Genomic DNA, 16,067 nt, shown 5'->3' with positions numbered 1-16,067 from the left:
GTTTGTGTCCATCAGAATGTGACGAGGAAACAAACGGGTCGTCCCGGGCCGCGCGCTGTGCGGGCTCACGACCTGTGCAGTTCGCGAGGGCGTGAAAGCAATCGCGCCGGCGCGGGGCGCGATCACGAAACTAATTCGGCCGCCTCTTCAACGTCGGTGGGCCGCCGTCATCCGTCGCTTCGCCATCGCGTCGCCGCAACGTCGGCTTCCCTTCCTTGCCCTCATCAATCCGCCGCCGGTTTTCCAACTGCGCCAGCCGCGCCTTGATGTCGTCGAACTCGCTCGTGCTCACGATGTACTGGTTTTTCGCCGGCAGCATGTCCTCCATCGCGCGCTCTGCCCGCTTCACTCTGTCTTCCGTCATCGGATGCGTCGCGAACGCGCGCGCCAGCACGTTCTGCTTCTTCTTCTCCTTCGACTCCAGTTTCTCGAAGAACGCGATGAACGCCTCCGGGTCATACCCGCTGGCGTACTGATACTCCAGGCCCAGCAGGTCGGCCTCTCGCTCCGCGTCGCGGCTGAACTTCAGGAACGACATCGGCATCGCTATCCCCGCCACCTGCCGCACCGCATACCCCGCCGGCCCGCCGACAAAGATCAGCGGTATCGACGCCAGGTTGAAGATCTCCGCCTTGGTCGCGTTCTTGGTCGCATGCCGCGCCGCCACGTGCGCGATCTCGTGCGCCATCACTCCCGCCAGTTCCGCCTCGTTGTCCGCCGCCTCGATCAGCCCGGTATTCACGTAAAAGTACCCGCCCGGCAGCGCGAACGCATTGATCTCGTCGTTGTCGATGACCTTGATGGTGAACGGCACGCGCGCGTCGGAGTTCCGCACCAGCTGCTGCCCAATCCGGTTCACGTACTCGGTGATCACCGGATCGCTCACCAGCTTCGCTGACCGCTCGATCTCCTCCGCCAGCTCCTTGCCGAGCAGCTGCTCCTTGTCCAGCGAATAGAAATTCATCCCGCCGCCGATCCCGCGATCGCCGATGCGGCTTACGTCGTACTTCGTGGGGATTTTCGAGCGCTTACCGTCCTCCTTCGCGTCCTCCGGCATGCCGGCGGAGGATGCCGCGACCGATCGAGGCGGGCAGCTTTCGGGAAGCGGGGTCGGCGCCGTCTCCTGCGCCAACCCGGCAGCTACCAGCAGCAGGACAACGGCAACACGCATGGGGCCCAACCTTCAAACCAGTTAGAGCCGCCGCACCCTCCCGCCTGTTGCTCCCGCCTGCCAACCACCACTCTCACCCCATTCACACCGCAATCCCCTTCCGCCCCGAGCGCCCCCCCACCACCTCGGAACTGACCCGCTAGACTTGACAGGAATCAACCCTCATTGATACATTGGCACTCGGTCTGGCGGAGTGCTAACAACGACCCTCCGCCCCACAGCATTCGCGACCGCGAACGGTTTTCATTTACCCCTATTTAGCTGATTTGAAAGGAGTAGCACATGGCGACAAAGTTTACGCCCCTGCACGACCGAATCCTGGTGCGGCGGGTGGAAGAGGCTGAAACCACGCGCGGCGGCATCATCATTCCCGACTCGGCGAAAGACAAGCCGCAGGAGGGTGAAGTGGTGGCCATCGGCAAAGGCAAGGTCAACGAAGACGGCAAGGTGTTTCCCCTGGCAGTGAAGGAAGGCGACCGCATCCTGTTCGGCAAGTACGCCGGCACGGAAGTCACCATCGACGGCGACCCGGTGCTGATCATGCGCGAGGAAGAGGTTCTCGGCATCCTGACCGGCGCCCGCAAGGAAGAGCCAGCGAAAGCCGGATCCAGGAGATAGGTTTCGCGCTTCAAGTTTCGAGTTTCGAGCGAAGTCAAACAGCTGAAACACGAAGGGCACGAAGGAACACGAAGGCAACGTCAGAAGCTGAACACAGGGGGCACGAAGGGCACGCAGGACACCAGGGAAAGCCAGTCGCGCCCGGTTCTGAAGCTTGAAACTGTGAAACTTCGCAACCTGGGTTTTTGAAACTTGAAGCTGTGCAACTTCGAAAGCTGGCAGACGCTTCGCTCAGAAACGAATTTGCAAACCAGCCGAGCGCACAGCCGCTCACAAAAGTTTGGAAGAGGAGAAGACAGCAATGGCTAAGCAGATTATTCACGGTGAGGATTCACGGCAGGCGATTTTGCGCGGGGTCAACGTGCTCGCCGACGCGGTGAAGGTCACCCTGGGCCCGAAGGGGCGCAACGTTGTCATCGAGAAGAAGTTCGGTTCGCCGACCATCACCAAGGACGGCGTCACCGTGGCCAAGGAAATCGAACTGAAGGACCCGCTGGAGAACATGGGCGCGCAGATGGTGCGCGAAGTGGCGTCCAAGACCAGCGACGTCGCCGGCGACGGCACCACCACCGCCACCGTGCTGGCGCAGGCCATCTTCCGCGAGGGCGTCAAGACGGTCGCGGCCGGCGCCAACCCGATGGCCTTGAAGCGCGGCATCGAGAAGGCGGTGGAAGCGATTTGCGGCAAGGTGGGCAAAGACGGTGAGCGCAGCAAGGGCGCGCTCGACCAGCTTTCCAAGCCCGTCTCGGGCGAGATGATCGCCCAGGTGGGCACCATCAGCGCCAACAACGACGACACCATCGGCCGCATCATCGCCGAGGCGATGAAGAAGGTCGGCAAGGACGGTGTCATCACGGTGGAAGAGTCGCGCACCATGGAGACGCAGCTCGACGTGGTCGAGGGCATGCAGTTCGACCGCGGCTACCTCTCGCCCTACTTCGTCACCGATCCGGAGCGCATGGAAGCGGTGCTGGAGAACGCCTACATCCTGATCCACGAAAAGAAGATCAGCTCGATGAAGGACCTGCTGCCGCTGCTGGAGAACATCGCCAAGGGCGGCCGCCCGCTGCTCATCATCGCGGAGGACGTGGAAGGCGAAGCGCTCGCCACCCTGGTGGTCAACAAGCTGCGCGGCACCCTGCAGGTGTGCGCGGTGAAGGCGCCGGGCTTCGGCGATCGCCGCAAGGCCATGCTGCAGGACATCGCCATCCTGACCGGCGGCAAGGCCATCACCGAAGACCTGGGCATCAAGCTGGAGAACGTGCAGGTCCAGGACCTGGGCCAGGCCAAGAAGGTCACCATCGACAAGGACAACACCACCATCGTCGAGGGCAAGGGCAAGGCGGCGGAAATCGAAGGACGGGTGAAGGAAATCCGCAGCCAGATCGACAAGACCACCAGCGACTACGACCGCGAGAAGCTGCAGGAGCGGCTGGCGAAGCTGGTCGGTGGCGTTGCCGTCATCAAGGTCGGCGCCGCGACCGAGACCGAGATGAAAGAGAAGAAGGCCCGCGTGGAAGACGCGATGCACGCCACGCGCGCGGCGGTGGAGGAAGGCATTGTCCCGGGCGGCGGCGTGGCGCTGGTGCGCTGCGTTGAGGCCATCGACAAGCTGAAGCTCGACGCCGACGAGCAGATCGGCGCCAACATCGTGAAGCGCGCGCTGGAGGAGCCGCTGCGCCAGATCGTCCAGAACTCGGGCGAAGAGGGCGCGGTGGTGGTCGGCAAGATCCGCGACCACAAGGAAGCCGACTACGGCTACAACGCGCAAACCGGCGAGTTCGAGCACCTGGTGAAGGCGGGCGTCATTGACCCGACCAAGGTCACGCGCACCGCGCTCCAGAACGCCGGCTCGATCGCGTCCCTGATGCTCACCACCGAAGCCCTGGTCAGCGAGGTTCCGGAAGAAAAGAAGGAACCCGCGATGCCGGGCGGACATGGTGGCGGCATGGGCGGAATGTACTAAACCAGTGGCCAGTGGTTAGTGGTCAGATGTCAGGAGCCCCGCGCGGAAGCGCGGGGCTTTTTTTTGCTTTCCCCGGTGGAAGCGCGGGGCTTTTGGCCCCGCGAGTGCCAGCCCTCTTGATGAAACTGGGGCTTTTGCCCCGGCACAATGAAACCACCCGCTCCTCAAGAAATCCGCGCTTTCCCCGGTGGAAGCGCGGGGCTTTAGCCCCGCCAATAGCCATGCTATAGAACTGGGGCTTTAGCCCCGGCACAATGAAACCACCCGCTCCTCAAGAAATCCGCGCTTTCCTCGGTGGAAGCGCGGGGCTTTAGCCCCGCGGATAGCCATGCTATAAAACCGGGGCTTTAGCCCCGGCTAACGAAAGCCTGCTCGCAAGAAATCCGGACGTTCTTCAAAATCTTGTCAAGGCCCCGCAACGTGCCTTTTCTTCGGAACTCCAACTACACGCTCGAAATAGAGTTTCGCCTTCCCTTCCCATTCTCCCCACCAAAGCTGCTACGCTGGAAGCAAGGCCTGCTGCGTCCAGACGCGCGGGCCTGATCTACGAATCAACGCTCTTTGACAACCTGTTCACGCGCTAACTCCTTTCTCCGGCGGATTTTGCGTGTAACTCCTTTAGATCATCGGATCACGATCGGATCCCCATCGCTAAACTGATGATTCTGCTGGACCGCACCGGAGGAGTATCCCTCGCGCAAACGCCATGCCCGCTCGCGAAGCCCGCGTTGCCGCGCACTCGTCTTGCGCTAAGTCGAGTAAACAACATACTTTGCGTGTAACTCCTTTAAACGAACATACCCGCAACATACCCGCACGCTTAACTTCATGATTCCAGTGAAGTGGGCGGGGGGAGGGTACATGTCGTGCTAACGAATGCCGTCCCTGCGGGATGGGGGGCGTGTAGCGATCCGCGTCATCCGCGTTCACCCGCGGTAAGGAAGTCCTGCAGCAGACCTCTGCGATCTCTGCGTCCTCGGCGGTGAAGCCTTTCGGGTCTGCTACGATAAAACGTTTGCGGGAGCGGCGATTGCGGATCCTGTTTGTGGGCGACATCTTCGGGCGGGCGGGGCGGCAACTCGTTCATCATCATGTGCCGCATCTCGTGAAAGAGCGCGGGATTGACCTGGCCATTGCCAACGTGGAGAACGCCGCCGCCGGTTTTGGCGTGACGCCGCAGATTGCCGACGAGATGTTCGAGATGGGCTTTGACGCGCTCACCAGCGGCAACCACGTGTGGGACAAGCGCGAGATCGTGGAGTACTTCCAGCTCGGGGCCGACAGCTTCAGGGACAACGCGCGGCGGCTGCTGCGTCCGGCGAACTATCCGGAGGGAACGCCGGGCCGGGGGCTGTATGAGGGCAAGACCCGCGCGGGCGTGCCGTTTGCCGTAATCAACCTGCAAGGGCGCGTCTTCATGATCCAGAACGATGACCCGTTTCGCGTGGCCGACCGCCTGCTCGCCGGCGTGAAGGCGAAGGTGGTGCTGGTGGACATGCACGCCGAGGCCACGTCGGAAAAAGTGGCGATGGGATGGCACCTGGACGGGCGCGTGACGGCGGTGCTGGGAACTCACACGCACATCCCGACGGCCGATGAGCGCATCTTGCCGAAGGGGACGGCGTACCAGACCGATGTGGGCATGACCGGGCCGTACGACTCGGTGATCGGCGTGGAAAAAGACCTGGTGCTGAACCGCTTCCGCACCAGCATGCCGGCGCGCTGGGAGGCGGCGAAAGGCGATCCGTGGCTGTGCGCGGCGGTGATTGATTGCGACGCGGCGACGGGGCGGGCGACGAAGATTGAGCGGCTGGTGATTAAGAGCTAGTCGTTGGTCGTCGGTCGTTGGTCGTCGGCAAGAGCAGAATCAAAGGCCGCGGACGAGGGCGTCCGCGCCACGCAAGCTCGGGTGACTCAAAACTGGAAACTTGAAACTTCGTAGATGACTGTTCCCCTGGCTCAGCGCTCCACGTCTCCCTTCGCGTGGCCCTCCGCCGACGCTTTTCTATTTGATATAGACGGCACGCTGGTGAATAGCCGCGATGGCGTTCACTACAACGCCTTCCACTCGGCCCTGCGTTCCACGTGGAACATTGGCGCGGTGATTGACGGTGTTCCCGTTCACGGAAACACCGACCTTGGGATCTTGCGCGCGGTTGCGCGCAAGCAAGGCATTGCTGACGCTGACTTCGACGCGAAGCTGGAATCGGCGCTCGAGCGCATGCGCGCGGAAGCCGCGCGCAATGCCGCGGAAATGAGTCCGCAGTGCTGCTCGGGGATTCGCGAGCTGCTGCGCGCGCTCACCTCGCGCGGCAAGACGCTTGGCGTCGTCTCGGGAAACCTGGAGCAGATTGGCTGGCTGAAGCTGCGCGCGGCGGGCATTCGCGACTACTTCACGCTGGGCGCCTTCAGCGACCAGCGCGAGCGGCGAGCCGACATCTTTCGCCACGGCATGGAGCAGGCGCGCGGGCTGCGCGGAGCGAGCGCGCGCGTGGTCTTCGTGGGCGATACGCCTGCGGACATCGCGGCGGCGCGCGAAGTTGGCGCGCCGGTGGTCGCGGTGGCGACCGGAATCTTCTCTGCAAGTGAGCTGCGGAAACTCGATCCTGATGTGTGCGTAGGCTCGTGCGATGAGCTGCTGGCGGAACTCGCGAATGCGAGCTGAGGGATACAATTAACGCGATGCGAACCGAGCTGCTGCGCGCCGCGGCTGCTGCCTTGCTGGTTGCGAGCTGCGCGCTGGCCCAGGTCCCTGCGCCTTCAACTTTGGCGCCGTCGCCGCCGGCTGCGCCGTCCGCGCCCGCTGTGCCATCGCCAGCGGCGGAGACGCAGGTCGCCATCACGCCGCTTCCCTGCACCGCCGCGAACGGCTCGGACTGCGGCGTCTCGAAGGGTGACATGAAGCACGCGCGCGAGGCCTTTGCGCGCGGCTCCAGGCTGATGCGCGAATCGCGCACGGAAGAGGCGCTGGCCGAATTCCGGCGCGCGTCGGAACTGGCGCCGCGCAGCGCGCAGTTTGCCACCGTGCGCGAGCTGGCCAAGCAGCAGCTTGTGCTGGAGCACATCCGCCGCGGCAACAAGTACGAGGCCGAGCAGCGCGCGATTCCGGCGATGGCGGAATTCCAGGCCGCGCTCGCGCTCGATCCCGCCAACAGCTATGTGCTCGAACGAATACGCGCATCGTCGGACGCAGGCGCGCCGCCGCGCCCGCCCGCGCTGCTGCGCGTGGAAGACTCGGGCGAAGTCGACCTGAAGCCGCAGGCTGGAGTGCGCAGCATCCACTTCCGCGGCGACACGCGCGGGTTGTGGACCGAGATCGGGCGCGTCTTCGGGCTGACCGTGACGTTTGACGACACCACACCCGCGGTCCCGGTGCGCTTCAACGTGGATGAAGCGGACTTCGAGTCGGCTGCCGCGGCCGCGCAGCGCGTGACGCGCACGTTCTACGTGCCGCTGGCCGAGCGCGCCATCATCGTGCTGCCCGACAATGCGGGCACGCGCAACGCCATGGAGCGCTCGGTGATGCGCACCTTCTACGTGGAAGGGCTGAACAGCGCGCAGGAGCTGAACGACTACGTCAACGTGCTGCGCGTGATCTTCGACCTGAGCAAGATCACGATCTCGAGCCAGAACTTTGCCGTCACCGTGCGCGGCACGCAGGCGCAGGTTGACGCCGCGTCGCGCTTCATGCAGGAAGCGGTTGGCGGACCGCCGCAGGTGCTGCTCGACACAAAGTTCTACGAGGTGAGCAACAGCACGCTGAAGGACATTGGGATCGATCTGCCGCTGCAGTTCCAGCTCATCTATCTCACCGGTCTGGCGCTGCCCGGCGGAACGAACCTGCAGGACCTGATCAACCAGCTGTTCGCCACCGGCGCGATCAACCAGGCCAACAGCCAGGCCATCCAGGCGCTGCTGGCGCAGCTGCAGAACCAGCAGGCTTCCATCTTCCAGAACCCGATCGCCACGTTCGGCGGCGGAATCACGTTTTTCGGCGTGAGCGTTCCGCCGGCGACGATACGCGCGGCATTCAACGAGTCGAATGTGAGCAACCTCGAGCACCTGACGCTGCGCGCCGGCAACAACACCGCCGTGACGATGCGCGTGGGCAGCCGCTTCCCCATCCTGAACGCGACGTTCTCGCCGATCTTCAACACCGCGTCGGTGTCGCAGGTGCTGGCGAACAACAGCTTCCAGGCGCCGTTTCCCAGCTTCAGCTACGAAGACCTTGGCGTGACGCTGAAGGCGACGCCGATCATCCAGAGCGATCGTGACGTGACGCTGAAGCTGGAGATGCAGATCCGCGCGCTCACCGGCCAGAACATCAACGGCATTCCGGTGATTTCCAACCGCGAGTACACGGGCACGATCACGGTGCCCAACGGCGACACCGCGATCCTGGCGGGGTTGCTGACCGAGTCGGACCAGAAGAGCCTTCGCGGGCTGCCGGGGCTGACGTCAATGCTGGGACCTGCGGTGAGCAGCAGCCAGCGCACGAAAAACTACGGCGAGCTGCTCATCACCATCACGCCGCACATCGTGGCGTCGCGGCCGCAGAGCTCGGCGACGTTCGTGATGGGACGATAACAACGGTCGCCGGCCGCTGGCCGCTGGCAAGTCAAACGCAAAGGCAAAAGCTGAACACAAAGGGGCACGAAGGGGCACGAGGGCACAAAGGCGGCTTCGTCGTCGCTATTTGCTTGACGCGGCGAACTTGGTGATGGCGTCGAGGGTTTCGAACGGCGCGCCGGCGACGTTGGCGATCTTGCGGCCGTTGATGAACAGCGTCGGCGTGCCGGTGACGCCGACCTGCTCGCCCAGCTTGAGCGCGGCGTCCACGCGGGCGCGCGTTTCCGGCGTCTGGGCGCAAGTCATGGCGCGGGCGGAATCGGCGCCGCCGGCCTCGGCAATGGAGGCGAATTTCTCGTTGGCGTTGGCGGCGGTGATTTCATTCTGCGCGTCGTAAACGCCCTGCACAAACTTCCAGAAGGCATCGTTGTTGCTGCGGCCGATGCAGTCGGCCCACGAAGCGGCGACACGCGCCCAGTCGTGACCCTGGAGCGGAAAGTGCTCGAACACCAGGCGCGCATTGGGATTCGACGCCAGCAGCTTGTCGACGATGGGCTGCGCCGACTTGCAGTGCGGGCATTGCAGGTCGCTGAACTCCACGATGGTCACCGGAGCGTCGGCCGGACCGCGCGCCGGGCCGTTCGCCGCGGCGAGCTGCGCGCGCGCAGTGGCAAAGGGATCGGCGCCGAAGGGGATCATTTCACCGTTCACGGCGTGCTTGCCGTCGGGCGTGATGTAGAGGCGGAGCGTCTGCTGTCCCTGCTGGCCGGCGACCTTCACGTCGGCTTGAGGGAGACCGTATTCGGACATGGTGATTGGACCGACTTCCCACTGGAGCGTCGGGTCGTAGCCGAACATCTGGCGCATGAAGGAGTTCACCGTGGCTTCGGTCGGGAGGGCTGAGTTGGCGGCCGCGGCGGGTTTCGGAGTGGGTCTTGGAGCGGATTTGGTTTGGGCAAAGGTGACGGTGGCCAGTAAGAGGGCAATGAGGACGCGCTTCATGAATTGATTATCGCAGGCGGAGGAATTATCGGGAAATTGAGTAATTTCGTAATCGGGTAACTGAAAAAACAAAAGCCAACCATAAAGGCCACGAAGGGAGCACGAAGGGCACCAAGGAAATTGATTGTGAGCGCTACATGAACGGTTCGGTTGCGCGCTCCCGCTCTTTGGGAGCAACGGCGCTGGGCAAGGGATTGGAGCACGCAGGGTGGTATCGCTCGCCTTGGAGACGCAGCAAGCTACGTCTCTACAAAACTAGTTATGCAGCGCGCTGGCTTGTCCTGCGCGGCTGAGTTGTGGGTAGGGATCCTTCGACTGCGGACGCGCTCCCGCTCGCGCGGGAGCGCGTCCTCCGCTCAGGATGACCCCTCACAATTCGCTCGGGATGACCCCTCACAATTGGCTCAGGATGACCCCTCAAAATTCGGTGCGGGCGGCGATTGGGAAGCGGCGGCCGACGCCGAAGGCCTTCTCGCTGATCTTGAGGCCAGGGGCAGCCTGCTGGCGCTTGTACTCGGCGGCGGCAATCATGCGGACGACCCTGCGGACAAGAGCGATGTCGTATCCGCGGCTTGAGGCAATTTCTTCGGCGCTCTTGTTGTCTTCCACGTAGTCTTCGAGGATGGTGTCGAGAACTTCGTATTCGGGCAGCGTATCGGTGTCTTTCTGGTTGGGGCGCAGCTCCGCGCTGGGTGGCTTTTCCAGCGTGGACTTGGGAATGACCGGGCGGCGCGAGTTCACGTAATGGCTGAGGCGATAGACCATGGTCTTGGGCACGTCGGAGATGACGGCGAGGCCGCCGACCATGTCGCCGTAAAGGGTGCAGTAGCCCACGGCGAGTTCGCTCTTGTTGCCGGTGGAGAGCACCAGCGCGCCGAACTTGTTGGAGAGCGCCATGAGCAGAACGCCGCGCAGGCGTGACTGCAGGTTTTCCTCGGTGGCGTCTTCCTCGCGGCCTTCAAAAACGGGTTTCAGCGTCTTGCGCATCACGTCGAAGCCTTCGGAGATGCGCAGCACTTCGAAGCGAATGCCGAGGTTGGCGGCGAGCGCACGGGCGTCATCGATCGAGCCGCGCGAGGAGTACGGGCTGGGCATGCTGACGCCCATGACGTTGTCGGGGCCGAGGGCGTCAACGGCGATGCAGGCGGTGAGAGCGGAGTCGATGCCGCCGGAGAGGCCGATGATCACGCGGCGAAAGCAGCACTTGGAAACGTAATCTCGCGTGCCCATGACCAAGGCTGCGTAGGCGCTGGCCTCCACGCCTTCGATCTGCGGATGAATGTCGCCTTCGAGCGAGGCCGAGTCGAAGTAAACCAGATCTTCCTCGAAGGACCGGGCCTGCGCGATAACCTTGCCCTCGCGGTCAAGGACCATGCTGGAGCCGTCGAAGATGAGCTGGTCGTTGCCGCCGACCTGATTGACCATCAGGACGGGAACGTTGTCATTGGTGGCGATGGTGGCGAGCATCTTCTGGCGGAGTTCGCGTTTTCCCACGTGGAAGGGCGAGGCGGAGATGTTGAGCAGAAAGTTGCCGCCCTGCTTGATCAGCTCCTCGACCGGGTCGACGCCGTAAAGCCGGCGGTTCCAGAAGTGCTTGTCATTCCATGCGTCTTCGCAGATGGTGAGCGCCATCTGGTTTCCGCAGAAGGGGAACAGCTGCTGCGATTCGGCGGGAGCGAAGTTGCGCTGCTCGTCGAAGACGTCGTAGGTGGGCAGCAGGCGCTTGTGCTGCACGAAGGCAACCTGCCCGTTTTGCGTGAGCGCGGCGGAGTTCATCACGCGCTTGCCGGTCTCGGCCCGGGCAGCGGTGACCAGCCCGGCGACCACGGCGATGCCGGCCGTTTCACGGGCGATGCGCTCCAGCGACTCCCAGTTCCTGGCGATGAACGAAGGATTTTCGACCAGGTCGCGCGGCGGGTAGCCGCAAATGGCGAGTTCGGGGAAAAGAATGAGGCCTGCGCCGGCCTGGCGGGCGCGATGAGCGTACTCGATGATCTTGCCGGCGTTGCCTGCGAAGTCCCCGACGGTGGGATTGATCTGGCCGAGCGCGATCTTCACACGTCAATTCTAGCGCAACGCCTGAGATCAAAAGTTAAACACAACGGACACGAAGCAGCACGAGGGAGCTGGGACCGCCGAGTGTGCCGCTCGCTTCGCGAGCTCGGACAAATTACGCAGTAAACCCACAGCTTGCGCTGCGGGCTGCTCATTTGGCGCTGGCTTCGCCAGCTGCGCGGGCGAGGTCGGCCGCGTCCACACGGTCGGTGGTAGGGCGCCGACGGGCGGGGGCGCCCGGTCGGCACCTAGTGAAGGCCCGTGGTTGTGGCAGACGCAGCCAGCTACGTTTCTACCGGGGAGGGTTTGGCGGCGGCCCTTGCGGCTCCTGCGGGCGCGGCGGCGGTGGAGGAGTGCTGACGGTGTCGGGCGTCTTGTCAGGCGGAGCTTCCTCGCCCTGACGGCGCAGCGTGGGCTTCTTGGCCGGCGCTGATTTGTCGCCGGGCGCGGGATCGGAGCTGAGGTCGGCGGCGCCTCCCGGCTGCCCTTCGGTGGCTTGCGCATCGCGATGCTGCGCCAGGGCGGTGGCCACGTCAATTTCCTTCTGCGTGCGCAGGATTTTTTCGCCGTTGACCTTCATGGTCTTCACCTGCGTGACCTCGTCGCCGGTGAAGCGCACGAATTCGACTTCCTGCGGCGGCTGTCCGTAAATCCACTCCTCGTACTCGGCGCCGGCTTCGCGCTCGCGGACCTTCTGGTCAGGACGGCCGCGGGCGGCGTTGACCAGCTCGCGGTTCATGCCGACCAGGACGTGGTGATTGGCGATAGCGTCTTTGAGCTTGGGGGGCAGACTTTCGACGAAGACCTGCGACGCGCTCCTGGCAGTGAAATCGAAGACGGGCGCGAGCAGTCGCTTGGCCTGTTCCACGGTGAGATCGGGGACGAACTTGTCGAACTCAAGGGTCAGGACCGAGCCAACCGCCATCTCGCTGTTGTCGGGCGCGACCGGGACGGTGTTGGCGCCTACGCCGACCTCGAGGTGCTGATACCACTTTTTCTTTTTCTTGGGCCCGCCGTTCAGTTCAAAGACGATGCTGCGGTCACGGATGAGGATGTTGGTGATCTGCCCGCGGTCGCCGGGGCGTCCGGCCAGTCCATTGTTGGCGATAAGGTTGCGAATGCCAACGTCGTCGGGCGAGAGGCGTCCGTCGCGGAGCTTGAGTCCTTCTTTGCCCATCGGAAAAAGCACTTTCAGGAACACAAACTCGGACTGGAGCCCGCGGATGAGGTCCATGCGGGTGGAGGTGGTGATAGGCCTGTTGGGGATGGGCGCGGGCGGCTTGTTCTGCGTGTCGGCGGCGCTCAGCAGAGAGGCGAAGGCCAGGATAACCACGAATACGCGAGTCATGACAGCATGTGGGCGGGGGCGAAGTGATTATACGCCCAGCGTGGCTGATGATTGGATGCGGGCGCAGGGTCCAAAGGCTTAAACCGCAGAGGACGCGGAGGGCCCGGCCGCGCCGCGCCGGCTTCGCTCAGGATGACAATTGTTCCGAGGCGGCGCCGGGCGATTGCGAAGATCGTGCCCTCTCGGCGCGGCGCGTGCAGACAAGCACGATGACCACGCCGAGCGCCATGGCGGCGGTCCCAGTGGCCGAACCCTCGATCCCATAGTTGCCGCCAGTGAGCCAGATGGGGCCGGAGACGGTGGTCCGGCCGAGAACGGAGAACAGCGAGAGCCCGCTGACAGGCAGGCCGAGGACAAGCCCCAGCGCCAGGTTCCAGCCGTAGTGAATGCCCCAGGGCAGCCAGAGGGCGCGGGTGCGCAGGTAAGCGATGGAGGCGAGCACGCCGAAGAGCGCGGTGTTGAGCACGCCCCAGGTGGTGGCGTGCGGATTGGAGGCGTGCATTCCACCGAAGAGCAGAGACACGAAGACGAGTGCGGGCGCAACGCCGACGGCTTCGATGAGGCGCTGGAAGGGGTATCCACGGAAGACGACTTCTTCGCTCAAAGCGCCAAAGGCCAGCAGGGCGAAAACAGCCGCCGCGCGGACCAAGTTGCGCGCTGAGAGATTGTAAAGCGTCGAAGAAACCGAGCCGATGACGACCAAGATGAGGAACGCGACGACCACCAGCAGCGCGCCCATCGCGAATCCGGTGAAGGATTCACGCAGCCATGGGCGGCGCAGGGTGAGTCCCATGGCGGAGAGCGGCGGGCCTTCGACACCGTCCACGATGATAAGCAGAAAGCTGAAGCCGGCGAGCAGCAGCGCGAGGTCGAGAAACTCAAATACAAGGTTGAACAGGAGCGGACGGCGTCCGGGGACAAACGAGGCGAGAGCGGCCGCCAGGTATTCGGCCGCGAAGAAGACCAGCAGGGCCAGCAGGAAACGCCAGATGGGGCGGAGGCGCTGGCCGGGGGTGAAGAAGATGGAGGGCACGTTCGAGTGGAGGATAGGGCTTGCCGCAATGAACTGCAAAAGCTAACCACAAAGGGCACGAAGGAGGCACAACGGACACAAAGGAAGCGCGGCAGTTTGCGCAGCTAGCGGCGCGGGCTGATGACGGTTAGGCCGTCGCGGGCGACGCGGCAGTCGAGAATTCTGGCGCCGTGGCGGCGCAGCGCGGTGGAGACGCGCTGCTTGGCGTCGGGCTCGACGAGGAAGACAACGCATCCGCCGCCGCCGGCGCCGCAGGCCTTGGCGGCGCGCGCGCCCTGCTTCATGGCGGCGGAGACGAGGCGGTCGATGAGCGGCGTAGTGATGCCGGGGGCGTTGGTGCGGCGCAGCTTCCACTCGGCGCGGAGCAGGCGCGCGGCCTCGGTCCAGTCGGCGCGGGTGAGCGCGTCGCGCATGCCGCGGGCAATGGCGGCGATTTGCTCGAAGTTGCGGTGAACGCGGCGGTCGCCGTTCACGTGCGCCTTGAACACTTCCCAGTTGTTGATGCCGCTCTGGCGCGGCGCGCCGGTGTAGGCGAGGACGAAGCGCGCGTCGAGATCTTCGGGCGGAACGGGCAGCGCCCGGCGATGAATGCCGTCGGGCTCCAGGTGCAGCGCGGCAACGCCGCCGAAGAGCGCTGGATAGTAGTCCTGGCATCCGGTCGGAACCTGGATGAGCTGCGCTTCCACGTTCTGGGCGAGCGCACGGAGCCGCTCGCGGGAGAATTTGCGCCCGGTGTAGCGGGCGAGGGCGGCAGCGGTAGCGACCATCAGCGCGGATGAGCCGGAAATGCCGGCGCCGGCGGGCGATTCGGAGCGTGTCTCGATGAGCACGCCGCCTTCCGGGGCGAAAAGCCGCACCAGGTGCGCGGCCAGCGCGTGGCGATAGCCGCGGGCACAGGCGAGATCTTCGAGCGACCGGAAGCGGTCTTCGCGGCGCGTGTCGAGCGAGCGCAGATGGATGCGCTTGCCGGAGAGCGGCGCCACGCGGCAGCTGGTGAGCACGGTGACGGCGAAATTCACGGTCACTGCGCCGGGATGGAAAAGGTAAAGCGGCCAGAGATCGAGCGTGCCGCCGGCGAGATCAACGCGGCATGGGGCCTGGGTGAGGACCGAGGGTCGGGGCATGGCGGGATTGTAAAGCGTCGCTGGCCGTTGGCCGTTGGTCGTCGGCGACGATCAGGATCAACAGCTCAGACACAAATGACACGACGGAACACAAAGGGCACGAAGGAGTGCCGGCGGGGGAGGACGCCCGCCGCTGCACGGTCTGGTCGTCAGCGCAGCGCGGTTTGTGGCGGGCGGGAGTGAGCGGGGTTGTCGAAGCGCCTGAGGATGACGAGCTTGCTGCGGCCGTCGCGTCCGCCGGGGACGTAGATGAATTGGCGCTCGGCGTCGAAGGCGAGAGTGTGGCCGCGGACTTCAGTGACCAGCTCCTGCTCGACGAAATAGCGGGCGCCGTCGCGGCGGATCACGCTGACGATACCGCCGTTGGCAGCGGTGTAAAGCGACTGCGACGAATCGTCGTACCAGAGCATGTCGGTGCCGGCGGGCATGGGCACGCGGGCAAGTTCGGAACCGCTGTCGAGGTCGAGGACGACGACCGCGTAACGGACCGCGATGAAGAGCTTGCGGTTGGCGGCGTCGAGCGCGACGCCGGTGGGCAGCGAGCCGGCGAGCGGAAATTTTCCGCGCGCGTTGAGCGCGGAATCGGTGATCAGCACGTAGTTGCGGCCCTGGACGGTGATGTAGAGGCGATGGCTGGCGGGATCGAAGAGCAGGTCGGCGGGGCGTCCGCCGACGGCGACGGTGCGGGCCTGGCCGGTGACCGGGTCCACGGCGGAAACGGAGCCATCGTGCCAGTTGGTTGCGTACAGCATGTTGGCGGCGGGCGCGAAGAGCAGCGCGTCGGGCGAACTGGAGAGCGGGAACTGGTTTTCGACTTTCCAGGTGTTGGTGGAGACGGTGGAGATGGTGCGGTTGCCGGCGTCGGCGATGAAGAGCCGACGGCCGGGTTCGTCAACGGCGAGTCCGCGCGGATGATCGAGATTGCCGATCTGGGCGACGAGGCGGCGGCGGGCGGGATCGAAGATGTCGACCGTGCCGGCGCCGGCGTGGGCGATGACCACGCGTCCGCTGGCCAAGGCGATGGCGTCGAAGCCCGGGCGGCCGGGGAGGTCGAGGATCGCAACCTGGCGCAGTTGCGCCGCGGTTGCGGCCGACCACAAGACGAGGACCAGGGGAACAATAAGCAGCTTCAGGCGCATTGGGATCCCGCAGGACTGCCACGCGATAAGATGCCCTTGGCT

12 protein-coding genes are annotated in these 16,067 nt (G+C 64.5%); 5 read left to right on the top strand and 7 right to left on the bottom strand.

What is annotated here, in order from left to right:
* Positions 1–130: 130 nt before the first annotated feature.
* Positions 131–1,171 carry a M48 family metallopeptidase gene (locus VFA60_15630; GenBank protein HZQ93223.1) on the bottom strand — a complete coding sequence of 347 codons (1,041 nt, stop codon included), beginning with the start codon at positions 1,169–1,171 and terminating at the stop codon, positions 131–133.
* A gap of 282 nt (positions 1,172–1,453) precedes the next feature.
* Between VFA60_15630 and VFA60_15625 the strand changes: the two genes are divergently transcribed.
* The 5 genes from VFA60_15625 (at position 1,454) to VFA60_15605 (ending at position 8,342) form a co-directional block, all read left to right on the top strand.
* On the top strand, positions 1,454–1,789 hold the full coding sequence (locus VFA60_15625) for a co-chaperone GroES (protein HZQ93222.1): 336 nt from the start codon (positions 1,454–1,456) through the stop codon (positions 1,787–1,789).
* Between the two features lie 301 nt (positions 1,790–2,090).
* The gene (gene groL, locus VFA60_15620) at positions 2,091–3,755 is read left to right on the top strand and encodes a chaperonin GroEL (protein ID HZQ93221.1); all 1,665 of its coding nucleotides are present in this window, start codon (positions 2,091–2,093) and stop codon (positions 3,753–3,755) included.
* Between the two features lie 1,030 nt (positions 3,756–4,785).
* Complete coding sequence (locus VFA60_15615; protein HZQ93220.1) at positions 4,786–5,583, top strand: TIGR00282 family metallophosphoesterase; 798 nt, start codon at positions 4,786–4,788, stop codon at positions 5,581–5,583.
* Positions 5,584–5,697: 114 nt separating this feature from the next.
* Complete coding sequence (locus VFA60_15610; protein HZQ93219.1) at positions 5,698–6,420, top strand: HAD family hydrolase; 723 nt, start codon at positions 5,698–5,700, stop codon at positions 6,418–6,420.
* 17 nt (positions 6,421–6,437) lie between these two features.
* Positions 6,438–8,342, top strand: a complete 1,905-nt coding sequence (locus VFA60_15605) for a hypothetical protein (protein HZQ93218.1) — start codon at positions 6,438–6,440, stop codon at positions 8,340–8,342.
* 105 nt (positions 8,343–8,447) lie between these two features.
* Here VFA60_15605 and VFA60_15600 read toward each other — a convergent pair whose 3' ends face one another.
* The 6 genes from VFA60_15600 to VFA60_15575 all read right to left on the bottom strand — a co-directional run bounded on the left by VFA60_15600 (position 8,448) and on the right by VFA60_15575 (position 16,025).
* Positions 8,448–9,326, bottom strand: coding sequence for a DsbA family protein (locus VFA60_15600; GenBank protein ID HZQ93217.1), 879 nt, complete (start codon positions 9,324–9,326; stop codon positions 8,448–8,450).
* Between the two features lie 417 nt (positions 9,327–9,743).
* A complete protein-coding gene (locus VFA60_15595; GenBank protein ID HZQ93216.1) occupies positions 9,744–11,384 on the bottom strand; it encodes an NAD+ synthase in 1,641 nt (546 codons plus the stop codon).
* A 289-nt stretch (positions 11,385–11,673) separates the two neighbouring features.
* Positions 11,674–12,729, bottom strand: coding sequence for a hypothetical protein (locus tag VFA60_15590; GenBank protein ID HZQ93215.1), 1,056 nt, complete (start codon positions 12,727–12,729; stop codon positions 11,674–11,676).
* A gap of 127 nt (positions 12,730–12,856) precedes the next feature.
* Positions 12,857–13,762: a type II CAAX endopeptidase family protein gene (locus tag VFA60_15585; GenBank protein HZQ93214.1), complete on the bottom strand. Its 906-nt coding sequence runs from the start codon at positions 13,760–13,762 to the stop codon at positions 12,857–12,859.
* A 104-nt stretch (positions 13,763–13,866) separates the two neighbouring features.
* The gene (locus tag VFA60_15580) at positions 13,867–14,886 is read right to left on the bottom strand and encodes a hypothetical protein (protein HZQ93213.1); all 1,020 of its coding nucleotides are present in this window, start codon (positions 14,884–14,886) and stop codon (positions 13,867–13,869) included.
* 149 nt (positions 14,887–15,035) lie between these two features.
* Complete coding sequence (locus VFA60_15575) at positions 15,036–16,025, bottom strand: YncE family protein (GenBank protein ID HZQ93212.1); 990 nt, start codon at positions 16,023–16,025, stop codon at positions 15,036–15,038.
* Between the last annotated feature and the right edge of the window lie 42 nt (positions 16,026–16,067).

The organism is Terriglobales bacterium (genome assembly GCA_035651995.1).
Taxonomy (GTDB): Bacteria; Acidobacteriota; Terriglobia; order Terriglobales; family Acidobacteriaceae; genus DASRER01.
Note: the sequence above shows the minus strand (reverse complement) of the source record. Positions and strands in the feature narration are given on the sequence as shown.

Excerpts from the sequence above, each read along its gene's own strand:
- VFA60_15630 (HZQ93223.1), bottom strand. The coding sequence starts at position 1,171 with ATGCGTGTTGCCGTTGTCCTGCTGCTGGTAGCTGCCGGGTTGGCGCAG.
- VFA60_15625 (HZQ93222.1), top strand. The coding sequence starts at position 1,454 with ATGGCGACAAAGTTTACGCCCCTGCACGACCGAATCCTGGTGCGGCGG.
- groL (HZQ93221.1), top strand. The coding sequence starts at position 2,091 with ATGGCTAAGCAGATTATTCACGGTGAGGATTCACGGCAGGCGATTTTG.
- VFA60_15610 (HZQ93219.1), top strand. The coding sequence starts at position 5,698 with ATGACTGTTCCCCTGGCTCAGCGCTCCACGTCTCCCTTCGCGTGGCCC.
- VFA60_15605 (HZQ93218.1), top strand. The coding sequence starts at position 6,438 with ATGCGAACCGAGCTGCTGCGCGCCGCGGCTGCTGCCTTGCTGGTTGCG.
- VFA60_15600 (HZQ93217.1), bottom strand. The coding sequence starts at position 9,326 with ATGAAGCGCGTCCTCATTGCCCTCTTACTGGCCACCGTCACCTTTGCC.
- VFA60_15590 (HZQ93215.1), bottom strand. The coding sequence starts at position 12,729 with ATGACTCGCGTATTCGTGGTTATCCTGGCCTTCGCCTCTCTGCTGAGC.
- VFA60_15580 (HZQ93213.1), bottom strand. The coding sequence starts at position 14,886 with ATGCCCCGACCCTCGGTCCTCACCCAGGCCCCATGCCGCGTTGATCTC.
- VFA60_15575 (HZQ93212.1), bottom strand. The coding sequence starts at position 16,025 with ATGCGCCTGAAGCTGCTTATTGTTCCCCTGGTCCTCGTCTTGTGGTCG.